Source organism: Trichocoleus desertorum AS-A10 (assembly GCF_039962155.1).
GTDB lineage: Bacteria > Cyanobacteriota > Cyanobacteriia > FACHB-46 > FACHB-46 > Trichocoleus.
On record NZ_JAMPKN010000072.1, the window covers coordinates 1 to 11974 of the forward strand.

Here is an 11974-nt window from a genome sequence, read left to right on the forward strand (position 1 = left end):
TGTTGAGCCAAGAGAAGACTGCCAAGGGGGGAATGAAGGCCAAGCGCCTCAAAGCAGGCTGGGATAATGATTATCTGGCTAAAGTCTTTGCTCAATAAGATGCGTTTGCCCTGTCTACCAACCCAGTAAATGACCGTTGTGTGATACACTCCTTTCACCCGTTCGATGGAGCGTTCGCGTAGCGTGTGCGAAGCACGCAAACCCCACGTCGTTGACATACATTTTGAGACATTCGCGTTTGACCCCGTCTGAATATCCTTGCGGTGGGTCATACTGGTCAATGAATTGGCGATCGCAGTTGACATAAATGTAATTTTACTTACCTTCCTTACCGCTATTCTTACGGGTATGCGAGGAGCCACATTCAGGACATTGCATCACTATTCCCCCTAATTCATACTCCCATTATGCAACGCTGGGTTGAGGGGTACGCTCAAGTTGCTCCTGATAGACTGTGCTGAAGACCTCGCATAACGGGTCAAATGCTTTCCGATTCCGCCCAGTCAATGCTCTTAATAGCCGGTCCTTCTTCAACGCACGATTAATGTTGAGCACGCTCTACTTCCTGATCAAGGGCAAGATTAATCTACCTTATAAAGCAACAAGTATATTTTTTAACATCCACCAGTTAGGTGAAAGATGTTAGCCCAGAGAGGGGAACCGCTGGCAGGAAGTATGTCACTCTTAGATAAGACATTCTGATACAAGAATCTTGAAAAGTCCAAATTTTTGAGAGTATTTATAGCAAGTTCTCCCTGTTTTTCTATAGTTTGAAAAACATTCCATTCAGTCTGCGCTGAAACTCAATCATACTCTGAAGTGCCTCACTCTCCGTGGAAATGAATATCATGAACTTTATAAGTTTCCTCAAGCATCAGCTCAAAACTCTGATCATTGGTTATCGCTTCATGCAAGTTGTTGAAGCTCCCTATGGAGCATTCAGCAAGATTGGCAAGTATGCCGATGTCTTGATGGATCAGCAGGGTATGCAGTTATTAATCGAGCATCTTTCCTGCACTTCAGAAGGAAAGCAGGCATTGGCAGAACGCCGCTATCTAGGAAAGGTTGATCTTGATGCCCTATATCAACTCCCCCCCAACACCTTGGGGCATCTCTATGCTGCGCATATGAAGCAAAATGGGCTGGTCCCTCCCCCAGTTCGTGAACCAGCACCCAATGATTATGTCTATCTGTTTAACTATATTTCTGAAACCCACGACATCTGGCATATCGTCACAGGTAGTGATACGACAAAAGCCGGAGAACTTCAGATTGAAACCTTCTCCTTAGCGCAGTTCTATCCTGCCCGCTTCTGGATTGCTTTACTCGCCAAAAATTTCTTGAAAACAGCACTCTTCGAGATTGAGTTGTGCGAAGAATTAATGGCAGCAGTGGTGCGTGGCTGGATTATGGGTAGACGAGCCAAACCTTTGTTCGGTATCCCTTGGCAGGAACACTGGGAAACGCCGATTGACCAAATTCGGGCAGAATTGAATATTGATTCGGTTCTCAGTGCCGATATGGAAGCAGTGCTGACAAAGTCCGCCACGAATGCTCCAGCGTCTTCAGCTTTTGAAGCAAATGATTCTCTCTCTGTTGTCACTCTCGTTTCATGAATCCTGCTTTGCTTTCTACTCTTTCAACCTTTGTTGATGTTCTATATGAGCGGGCAACTTGCCATCCCAATCAAATTGGCTACCGCTTTCTCAATGAGTCAGGCAATGAACATGCCACCCTTACTTACTTAGAGTTACACCAGCAAGCACAAACAATCGCCGCTTGGTTACAGAGTCGGGGAGGGTACCAAGAGCGAGTGATTTTACTTTATCCGCCTGGTCTCGACTTTATCGCTGCTTTTTTTGGCTGTTTGTATGCTGGCGCGATCGCAGTTCCTGCCTATCCTCCCCGCCAAAATCAGTCCTTAGAACGCCTGCAAGCGATTGTGGCAGATGCCCAACCTAAGTTTGCCTTAACAAATCAGCAGGTTTTGGCGAGCATAGAGCAGCAATTAAACCAACTCCCTAACCTGCAAGCTATCCAATGGTTTGCAACTGACCAACTAGATGGGATGACTCGGTCAGATTGGCAAAGACCATCGATAGAAAAAGAGACATTAGCATTTTTGCAGTATACTTCTGGCTCAACGGCAGCTCCCAAAGGAGTCATGATCACCCAGGGTAATTTGTTACATAACTCAGCTCTCATCCACCAAGCATTTGGACATTCCTCTAAAACTTGTGGGGTCATCTGGTTACCGCCCTACCATGACATGGGATTAGTTGGAGGAATCTTGCAACCCCTGTATAGTGAGATGCCGGTCGTGTTAATGTCTCCAATCACTTTTCTGTACAAGCCGTTTTATTGGTTGCGGGCAATTTCTCACTACCGAGCAACGACGAGCGGTGGCCCTAACTTTGCCTATGACTTGTGTATTCAAAGAGTAACTGAAGCACAGCGTACCAGTCTCGATTTAAGCAGCTGGGAAGTAGCATTTAACGGAGCGGAGCCGGTGCAGGCAGAAACAATTGAGAAGTTTACTGCTCTGTTTGCCCCATGTGGGTTTCGATCTGAGGCTTTCTATCCCTGTTATGGCATGGCTGAGACAACTCTAATTATTTCAGGTGGCAATAAAACAACGACTCCCACACTTCAAGTGGTTCAGCAAGAAGCCTTCAATCAAAATCAGATCATTCCTGCTGAAATCGGAGAGAAAGGAAGTCAAATTCTGGTCAGTTGTGGTCAGCCTTTAACAAACCAACAGGTGATTGTTGTCGATCCTGACAAGCTGATTCCCTGTTTGCCGAACGAGGTGGGTGAGATTTGGGTATCGAGCCCCAGTGTTGCTCAAGGCTATTGGAACAATTTTGGGGCGACGACTGCCTATTTCCACGCTTATCTGGCTGATAGTGGTGAAGGTCCATTTTTACGCACAGGCGACTTAGGGTTTCTGCAAAACGGAGAACTCTATATCACAGGACGGTTAAAAGACCTAATCATCATCCGTGGACGCAACTACTATCCACAGGATATCGAGTTGACCGTACGGCAAAGCCATCCAGCTTGTTACGGAGGTAATGGGGCTGTTTTTACCATCTCTCGCCAGGGTGAGAGGGGTGAGATGCGCTTGATTGTAGTGCAAGAAGTCAATCGCCGCTATCTCCGCCAACTCAACTACATGGAAGTAGTGGGTCAGATTCGCCAAACAGTCGTTCAAGAGCATGAATTACAAGTTCATACTGTCATGCTCGTTAAACCAGGAAGTATTCCCAAAACGTCTAGTGGCAAGATTCGCCGATTTGCTTGCCGTGAGCAATTTCTAGCTCAAAACCTGGAGATCGTACCTGTACAGAACTGTTCACATCACCTAGAGCCATTAGGAGCAGGGAAAGGAGTCTAAACATGGAAGCTACCATTTCTCCGACTTCTGATGAACCACCCTTCAAGAAGAATCTGATTAGTAATCGTTACATCAAACTGATGCAGAAGCGCCATTTCTTGATGTGTGATGTTTTGCCGCTCGTTGGGTTTGTGGTTGCGATCGTCGTGTTATGGAATGAATCACTCACGGCGATCGATGGAATTGTTTTTCTCGGTATGTGTTTTTTGACCAGTACAGGAATCACCGTTGGATATCATCGGCTCTTTACTCACCGAAGTTTTAACGCCCATCCCCTAATTCGCAATTTGCTAGTCATTCTCGGTTCAACGAGTGCGCAAGGTCCGCTATTATCCTGGGTAGCCAATCATCGGCATCATCATGGCTTTAGTGACCAACTAGAAGATACTCACTCTCCACATACTACTGGCAATCGGTGGCTTGGCTTATGGCATTCCCATCTTTCCTGGAAGTGGGAGTATGACTATCCCAATCCAGTATTCTATGCGCCGGAGCTACTGCGAGATCAGGCAATTCAGAAAGTGAGCCGCTGGTACTATCTCTGGATCATTTTAGGGCTAGTGTTCCCAGCAGTCGTGACCGGCATCTTGGCTCAAACTTGGCTAGGGGTTTGGCATGGTTTCTGGTTAGGGGGTGTGATTCGCCTGTATGTTGCCCAACAGTCGACCTGGTGTATCAACTCAGTCTGTCACCTGTGGGGTCAGCACCCTTTTCAAACTCGCGATCGCAGCGTCAACAATTTCTGGTTAGCGCTGCCCACGGCCGGGGAGTCTTGGCATAACAATCATCACGCTTTTCAACATTCAGCCAAGTTTGGGTTGTACTGGTGGCAAATTGATCTGGGTTACTGGGTTATTCGGCTATTGCAAATCATGGGACTGGTATGGGATGTGACCGTTCCTACAGAACTGATGGTTCAAGCGAAAAAGGCTGCAAACACAATGACTGATGAATCTGTTTCCTAAGGTTCTAGTTTGTTATTTGGTCATACTGATTTCTGATTTTTTGAGGTTCATCATGCAAACGAGTATTTCTGACTCCACTCAAGTTCCTAACCATCCAACTGATGGTTCTCAAACATCACCGACAGCGGAAGTCATTCAAGGCTGGATTATTGATTACGTTGCACAAGTGCTAGAAATTGAGCCTAATCAAGTTAATACTCAAGCTGCTTTTGATCAATATGGTCTAGATTCAGCCACAGCAATCAGTCTGATTTGTCACATAGAAGCTTTGTCAGGGCGTGAGTTGAGTCCAACACTCTTATACGATCTGCCGTCGATTAAGGTGCTGTCTCAACGGCTTGCTGCTAATTTCTCTTCAGTGGTTCACAAGTAACCATTCCACCTAAAGTCATGAATTAAACAATATGAACGCTGCAACCTCTAATTTATCAGTCCCCACTGGAGCTTCTGCTGCCGCCATTCAACACCATTACGACGTTGGCAATGAGTTCTACCAACTTTGGCTTGATCGCAGCATGGCTTACTCATGTGCGCTTTGGGCTGAGAATGAGCAAAACACCGATTTAGAACAGGCGCAACTGCGAAAAATTGACTACCACATCGAACAAGCAAGAGCAAAGGGGCAAAAGCGCGTTCTTGACGTTGGCTGTGGTTGGGGTGGCATTCTCAAACGTCTAGTAACAGACCACAACGTTGAGCAAGCGATCGGTCTAACCCTAAGTGAAGCCCAAGCAAACTGGGTGCAGGCAATCAACCATCCTCATATCGAAGTTCGGTTAGAAAGTTGGTTAGATTACACGCCAACCGCTCCATTTGATGCCATTACCTCAGTAGGCGCGTTTGAGCATTTTGTCAAACCAGAACTGTCTAGCTCAGAAAAGATTGAGGTCTACCGGACATTCTTTCAACGATGCCACCAATGGTTAAATCCGGGTTGCTGGATGTCGTTGCAGACGATCGCTTATGGAAAGCGGAAACCAGAAGAAGTCCAAAAGTTACCGGGGGCAAAGTTTGCGAATGAAGAAATCTTTCCTGAATCGAACTCGCCCCGCCTTGCTGAAATTGCAGAAGCAGCAGAAGGCATCTTTGAGATTGTGACTGTGAGAAACGATCGTCTAGATTATGTGCGCACGCTAGAAGTCTGGCTAAAGAGTCTGCGGGCACATCGAGCTGAAGTCATTCATTGCGCTGGAGAGGCTGTTTTTACCCGCTACGAGCGCTACCTCTACCTGGCACTGCTAGGATTCTTGACGGGTGATCTACTGTTATTGCGGCTCACATTTCGGCGCATTGGATAACGAGCAATCTTCATTATCTTTCCCTTCATCTTTTAGAGGACATCATGACCAATCAAATCGTTGGTACTTGGAGACTGCTGAGCTGCGAAACTCGGACATCAGATGGTCGCGTTTTTCAACCCTTAGGCGCTAACCCCGTAGGTGATCTGGTCTACACTGACAATGGCTTTATGTCGGTGGCAATCATGAAGTCAGATCGCTTACGCTTTCAGGCAGGAGATATTGCAGGTGCCACGCCTGAGGAAAAGATCGCAGCAGCAGACTCATTTATTTCCTACTGCGGTAGCTACAAGCTGGAAGATCACAAAGTCGTTCATCACGTCAATGTCAGTTTCTTTCCCAATTGGGTTGGCACCGATCAGGTTCGCTTTGTCGAACTGGCTGGCGATCGCCTCACGCTCAGCACTCCCCAAATGGTTGTCTATGGAATTGAGCAAGTAGGTTATCTAATTTGGGAACGGGTAGCAACCTTCAGTCCACAGTCTGAAGCTCTCTACGCAACAACTACTACCTAATCTATTAATCTAATACCTGGTAAAACATTACCCTGATTCCCCTGTCTCTTCTCTTGAGACTGACACCATATACACTAGCAGTTAACTTGCGTTCAAGACTTTTTTGTTTCATTAGCTCCTAGATTAGGAAACGCAGAAAGGCGTTCCCATAATGAGAGTCAGCGGGACAAAATGCATCGGACTTAAGATGTGTATATACGATCCTCAAGGAGACAGAGGAACTAAAAACAACGGCACTAAAGAGAAGACAATGATCAGCACGCTTGGCACCTCTTCACCTGAAACAGACACATCTGCCAAGGTACATACAGATGGCGATTACATTCGGACACTCCGTCCCTTGCTACCAAAGGAAGTATTTCAGCAGAAGCCCAGTCACGTTCTTTATTTCCTCATCTGGCTGTCTCTAGCACTAATATGTATTCTGCTCGCTCATTTGACTTCTAATTTGATCTTTCTCCTACTAATTTCTCTCCTATACAGTCATAGTCTTACTGGGCTAGCTCTCTTTGCACACTCTTTGAGTCACGGCTCAGTACTTCCGTCAGGATTACTGAAAAGTTGTTTAGAAGTTGTCACCTGGGGATTTAATTTAATTCCGCGCACTGTGTGGGTACATGTTCATAACCATACTCACCATCCTCATGTGGGTACACTCAAAGATTCCGATCGCCCTTGGTTAACCTCTGAGCAAACCTGGTTGCGAAAAGTTTATAGCGTGCTCTTCTACCCTCAGAAGTTTAAGCGATTTCCCTGGTTCATCAATCCACTTCCACTGACTCACCTTGTCATCTACACATTACGAAATATAATTGGTGTTTTCTGGTCACAGAAAAGTACACTTCACTTCATTCCATATCAAAAGCCCTACACAAGGAGAGAAAAAGCCGCAGTTGTTGGAGAAATTGGTTTTATTGTCGCTCTACAAGTTCTTCTCTTTATTAACCTGCAGAGTGATTTCGTTAAATACTGCTTCATGGGAGTCTTCCCGCCTTTTATCTCGTCTGCTACACTCCTCATTTATGTTAAAACTCATCATTTCCCTAATCCAATAGCTGTCTCTAATAACTCTATTCTTGCAACCACCTCAGTAATCGTACATCCCTTCTTCAATTTCATTCATAGCAATTTCTCGTATCATTCAGAACATCATCTGTTTCCATCAATGAATCCTGACTACTATCCTTTAGTGAGTCAGTTACTACGAAAACATTTTCCAACAGACTACAATCAAGTTTCTATAGGGGAAGCCTGGAAACGCATATTAAGCAGATCTACATTTGAGACTTTGTTTATTCTCCAGAAGTGACGGTGGTATGCTGCAACACAGTATCACTATTGATGAGCATGAGTTGTCTATTTTCATGTTTAACGAAGACCAGCCTGGTAGCCCAATTGTGTTTTTACACGGAATTACACTGACTGCTGACTTCTGGCTCCCTAATTTACCAAATATCTTGGAAGCAACACCCTGTTACTTCATCAACTTACCTGCCCACTATCCGTCTCGTATGCTTCCTAGAGCTAACAACGTACAATTGACCAGTGAAAAACTCGCCACACTTCTCCACAAGGCGATTCAGTCTCTGGTCGGAGACCGCTCCGTAATGTTGGTTGGGTACTCTGTCGGTGGTTTCGCAGCCCTCAATCTTGCTGCTCACTACCCCTCTTCCGTCAGTCGTGTTCTTTGTATTGCTGGATTTGCCAGTGGACAATGGCAGGGCTTAATGGGATGGTTGCAACAGTTATGTTGCATGGGTCGTCCAGGAGTATCTTTTTTTAAGCTAGTGTGCAGATTATCTATGCTGAATCCAATGTTTTATAGCTGGGTGAGTGGATTTTTTGCAGCCGATCATTCCACTTACTTCCACTCTCCCAACTTAAAACTCACACTTGCTGTGGTTTATCCCAGAGTCATTCATCATAATCTTGATGATTTAGCTTATTTGTTTCGTAGTTTCGCAAGTATGGATATATCTGCGCTCCTACCTCACATTCAAGCTCCAACTTTGATTATGGCGGGCGATCGCGATCCAGTGATTGCTTACAACCAAACTCGATTGCTTGCCGAAAAAATTCCCAATGCAGAACTTAAAATTCTACCAGGGATGGGACATATGTTTTTTGCAGAACGCTTTACGGAATATCAGCAAATTCTCACAAACTGGGTCAAGCAAACGAACATTACGCTTTGACTACTTTTAATCTATTTTTTGATACTCCTGCACACTGTAACTCATAGGAGCAAATAACAATGGCAACCGATCGCGTTTGTATTATCGGTGCGGGTTCATCTGGAATTTCGACTGCAAAGATTTTGCATCAAAAAGGTATTCCTTTCGACTGCTTCGAGAAGGGGTCAGGCATTGGTGGTAACTGGCGATATCTGAATGATAATGGAATGTCTTCAGCTTACAAGTCCCTCCATATCAATTCCTCTAAGCGGAACATGGAATATTCAGACTTTCCCATGCCAGATGATTATCCTGACTATCCGCGGCACAGTCAGATTTTGGACTATTTCGAGTCCTACATTGATCACTTTGGACTCCGTAACAAAATTACTTTTCGGACCGAAGTAGTTCGGGTTACGCCCCTGAATGATGGAACCTACAGCGTCACTATCCGGAACGATGCGGGTGAACGAACAGAAAACTATAGAGCCGTAATTGTGGCAAATGGGCATCATTGGTGTCCTAAATACCCTGACTTTCCTGGTAAGTTCTCAGGTATGGCAATGCATTCCCACAATTACAAAACCCCAGATGGAATATTAGATAAAAACATTCTGGTCGTCGGTATTGGTAATTCCGCCTGTGACATTGCCTGCGAAACGTCTCGCAGTGCCAAACAAACTTTTCTATCAACCAGGCGCAGTGCCTACATTTTACCAAAATATATTCTGGGTCGTCCTTTAGATAGCTATTTGACTCCTTTCTTTTTCGCGATGCCTCTATGGTTGCGACGGATTTATGGACAATTTCTGCTATTTCTGACATGGGGTTCTCAGGCTAGATACGGAGTGCCAGCTCCCAAGCATCAATTTCTGAGTGAACACCCCACAATTACCTCAGATTTATTAAATTTAGTGGGATACGGTAGAGTTAAAATCAAGCCAAATGTAAAAGAACTGGCTGGCGATCGTGTTCGGTTTGAAGATGGCACAGAAGAACCGATCGATATCATCATTTATGGTACAGGCTACAAGATTGTCTTTCCCTTTTTTGACCAAAGTTTTATCGATCCACAGAATAACGAGTTACCCCTTTATAAGCGAGTTATCCATCCCAATTATCCCAATCTCTACTTTATTGGTTTATTTCAACCGATTGGCGCAATCATGCCCATTGCTGAGTGGCAGTCAAAATGGGTAGCTGGAATCCTTGAAGGATCTGTTACCTTACCGAGCCAGGAAGAGATGAAACGGACCATTAAGATTGAACAGCAACGTCTGAAACGACAGTATATAGACTCAACCCGACATACGATGCAGGTTGATTTCCATCCCTACATCAACGAGATTAAGCGAGAGCTAAAACGAAATTCTAAGCAATCAAGCCAACGATTCATCATATCTTTGCTTGGTAAAACAAGTGTCACCGAACGACTCGCTTAGGTCGTGATTCCATCATTAACTGCGCCTACTTTCCTGAGCAAATAGAGGTCTTTATGAGAGTACTGCTGGTTTACCCACAGTTCCCCAAAAGTTTTTGGTCATTTGAGAAATCACTAGAACTGGTAGGAAAAAAAGCCCTGATGCCACCTCTAGGACTGATTACTGTGGCAGCTATCTTACCCCAGACATGGGAGTTTAAACTGGTAGATTGTAATATTCGTCTAGTCTCTAAATCTGAGTGGGACTGGGCTGACCTGGTTATCATATCTGCCATGATTGTTCAAAAGGAAGATTTCTGGCATCAGATTCAGCTAGCTAAACAGCACGGTAAATCTGTAGCGGTCGGGGGTCCTTACCCAACAGCTTTACCCCAGGAAGCGAAAGCAATGGGAGCAGACTATTTAGTGCTGGATGAGGGAGAAATTACCCTTCCCATGTTTGTGGCAGCCCTAGAAAAAGGGGCCTTAGAAGGAACATTTCGTGCTACAGAAAAACCCGACGTTAGTCAAACCCCAGTACCTCGGTTCGATCTACTGGAGATGAGTGCTTATGACTCAATGGCAATTCAGTTTTCGCGCGGTTGTCCCTTTCAGTGTGAATTCTGCGACATTATTGTACTTTATGGACGTAAACCACGTACCAAAACACCACCACAACTGATTGTGGAACTTGAAGCCCTTTACAAGCTGGGTTGGCGAGGCCGCGTTTTTATGGTCGATGATAACTTTATTGGCAATAAACGCAACGTCAAGCTCCTTTTACAAGAACTCAAAGAATGGATGGCAAAGCATGGTTATCCCTTCAAATTCTTTACTGAGGCATCTGTTAATTTGGCTGAAGATCCAGAGCTCATGGAATTAATGGTTGCCTGTAATTTCTATGCCGTTTTTCTTGGAATTGAAACTCCCGATGAAGACAGCTTAACCCTGACACAAAAGCATCAAAATACTCGCAATTCTCTCTATGAATCGGTAACTGCAATTACTAAATCAGGGCTGATGGTAATGTCTGGATTCATTATTGGCTTTGATGGGGAAAAAGCTGGGGCTGGCGATCGCATTACTCAATTTGTCGAGCAAACTAGTATCCCGATCGCATTTTTCAGTATGTTGCAAGCACTTCCTGATACTGCTTTATGGAAGCGATTGGAGAAGGAAGGACGATTGCGGCTTCAGTCGGGTGATGTCAATCAGACTACTTTAATGAATTTTGTTCCCACGCGCCCCATTGAAGAAATTGCTCAGGAATACATTCAGGCATTTTGGAAGCTTTATGACCCTGCGCGGTTTCTCGATCGAGCTTATCGTCACTACCTTATGATGGCAGAACCCAAACATAAATCGACTGCTCAAAAGATGCACTGGCTTGAAATCCGTGCCTTATTCAAAATTCTTTGGCGACAGGGGGTCATTAGCGAAACTCGCAAGTTGTTCTGGCGGAATTTCTTTGGTATCTGGCGATATAAACGGAGTCGCCTCACTGAATTTATTGCAGTCTGTGCCCGATTAGAACATTTTCTGGATTACCGCGAAATCGTTTGTAAGCAAATTAGCAAACAGTTGGCGGAGTTTCAGGTAAACGAAGCAAGGATCACAGACGAGCATAACCACAACCATCAAGTTACCCAGCTAGCTGCTCACTCCTCTTCTATCACTCTGGCCAGAGAATGATTGAACCCTGCATTGGTTCGTTCTGTCTAGCTTAGAAATTGGTAATACCAGCAACGAAATGCGAGCTTCTCAAATTTTCTCCCATGTAATTGACAAAAGAGGGTTACAGCGCTTTTCAGCTCAGTAAGCCACAGGTGTATAGCCTTACATAGCTGTGTTAGGACGTTATTCTGAAGGAGAGAAGTGTTGGGATAGAACTATGCCTGCCCCTTACAGTTACGACCTGCGGCAAAAAGCGATTGAAGCGTTTCAAGGTGGAGAACGCAAAAGTGCTGTCTGTCGCATGTTCAACTTCAGTCGCAACACCCTAGACCTATGGCTGAAACGGCAAGCGGAAAGCGGGGACTATCAAGCGATTACCCAGTTCCAGCAGGGGTGTCGGCATAAGATCACAGACTGGAAACGCTTTGAGGCGTTTGCCCGAGAGCATGGAGGCAAGACTCAACGCGAAATGGCGAAGTTGTGGGGAGACAATGTGACGCAGCAGAACATCAGTGATGCGCTGAGGAAGTT

11 protein-coding genes are annotated in these 11974 nt (G+C 45.1%); all 11 read left to right on the forward strand.

What is annotated here, in order from left to right; translation table 11 throughout:
• The first annotated feature begins 848 nt into the window (after positions 1 to 848).
• On the forward strand, positions 849 to 1616 hold the full coding sequence (locus tag NDA01_RS29465) for a Coq4 family protein (protein ID WP_348230815.1): 768 nt from the start codon (positions 849 to 851) through the stop codon (positions 1614 to 1616).
• On the forward strand, positions 1613 to 3397 hold the full coding sequence (locus NDA01_RS29470) for a fatty acyl-AMP ligase (protein WP_348230816.1): 1785 nt from the start codon (positions 1613 to 1615) through the stop codon (positions 3395 to 3397). Before NDA01_RS29465 ends, NDA01_RS29470 begins: the two co-directional genes overlap by 4 nt.
• A 2-nt stretch (positions 3398 to 3399) precedes the next feature.
• A complete protein-coding gene (locus NDA01_RS29475) occupies positions 3400 to 4362 on the forward strand; it encodes an acyl-CoA desaturase (protein ID WP_348230817.1) in 963 nt (320 codons plus the stop codon).
• A gap of 52 nt (positions 4363 to 4414) precedes the next feature.
• The gene (locus tag NDA01_RS29480) at positions 4415 to 4735 is read left to right on the forward strand and encodes an acyl carrier protein (RefSeq protein ID WP_348230818.1); all 321 of its coding nucleotides are present in this window, start codon (positions 4415 to 4417) and stop codon (positions 4733 to 4735) included.
• A 31-nt stretch (positions 4736 to 4766) separates the two neighbouring features.
• Entirely contained in the window at positions 4767 to 5660 is an 894-nt protein-coding gene (locus NDA01_RS29485; RefSeq protein ID WP_348230819.1) for a class I SAM-dependent methyltransferase, read from the forward strand.
• 44 nt (positions 5661 to 5704) lie between these two features.
• Complete coding sequence (locus NDA01_RS29490) at positions 5705 to 6175, forward strand: lipocalin-like domain-containing protein (protein WP_348230820.1); 471 nt, start codon at positions 5705 to 5707, stop codon at positions 6173 to 6175.
• Between the two features lie 250 nt (positions 6176 to 6425).
• Entirely contained in the window at positions 6426 to 7484 is a 1059-nt protein-coding gene (locus NDA01_RS29495) for a fatty acid desaturase (RefSeq protein ID WP_348230821.1), read from the forward strand.
• Between the two features lie 7 nt (positions 7485 to 7491).
• On the forward strand, positions 7492 to 8370 hold the full coding sequence (locus NDA01_RS29500) for an alpha/beta fold hydrolase (RefSeq protein ID WP_348230822.1): 879 nt from the start codon (positions 7492 to 7494) through the stop codon (positions 8368 to 8370).
• 59 nt (positions 8371 to 8429) lie between these two features.
• The gene (locus tag NDA01_RS29505) at positions 8430 to 9791 is read left to right on the forward strand and encodes an NAD(P)-binding domain-containing protein (RefSeq protein ID WP_348230823.1); all 1362 of its coding nucleotides are present in this window, start codon (positions 8430 to 8432) and stop codon (positions 9789 to 9791) included.
• 53 nt (positions 9792 to 9844) lie between these two features.
• Positions 9845 to 11461, forward strand: a complete 1617-nt coding sequence (locus NDA01_RS29510; protein WP_348230824.1) for a B12-binding domain-containing radical SAM protein — start codon at positions 9845 to 9847, stop codon at positions 11459 to 11461.
• 199 nt (positions 11462 to 11660) lie between these two features.
• A partial coding sequence (locus NDA01_RS29515; protein ID WP_348230825.1) for a helix-turn-helix domain-containing protein occupies positions 11661 to 11974 on the forward strand: 314 nt, incomplete at its 3' end.

Excerpts from the sequence above, each read along its gene's own strand:
- NDA01_RS29480 (WP_348230818.1), top strand. The coding sequence starts at position 4,415 with ATGCAAACGAGTATTTCTGACTCCACTCAAGTTCCTAACCATCCAACT.
- NDA01_RS29465 (WP_348230815.1), top strand. The coding sequence starts at position 849 with ATGAACTTTATAAGTTTCCTCAAGCATCAGCTCAAAACTCTGATCATT.
- NDA01_RS29475 (WP_348230817.1), top strand. The coding sequence starts at position 3,400 with ATGGAAGCTACCATTTCTCCGACTTCTGATGAACCACCCTTCAAGAAG.
- NDA01_RS29485 (WP_348230819.1), top strand. The coding sequence starts at position 4,767 with ATGAACGCTGCAACCTCTAATTTATCAGTCCCCACTGGAGCTTCTGCT.
- NDA01_RS29495 (WP_348230821.1), top strand. The coding sequence starts at position 6,426 with ATGATCAGCACGCTTGGCACCTCTTCACCTGAAACAGACACATCTGCC.
- NDA01_RS29490 (WP_348230820.1), top strand. The coding sequence starts at position 5,705 with ATGACCAATCAAATCGTTGGTACTTGGAGACTGCTGAGCTGCGAAACT.
- NDA01_RS29470 (WP_348230816.1), top strand. The coding sequence starts at position 1,613 with ATGAATCCTGCTTTGCTTTCTACTCTTTCAACCTTTGTTGATGTTCTA.
- NDA01_RS29505 (WP_348230823.1), top strand. The coding sequence starts at position 8,430 with ATGGCAACCGATCGCGTTTGTATTATCGGTGCGGGTTCATCTGGAATT.
- NDA01_RS29510 (WP_348230824.1), top strand. The coding sequence starts at position 9,845 with ATGAGAGTACTGCTGGTTTACCCACAGTTCCCCAAAAGTTTTTGGTCA.
- NDA01_RS29500 (WP_348230822.1), top strand. The coding sequence starts at position 7,492 with ATGCTGCAACACAGTATCACTATTGATGAGCATGAGTTGTCTATTTTC.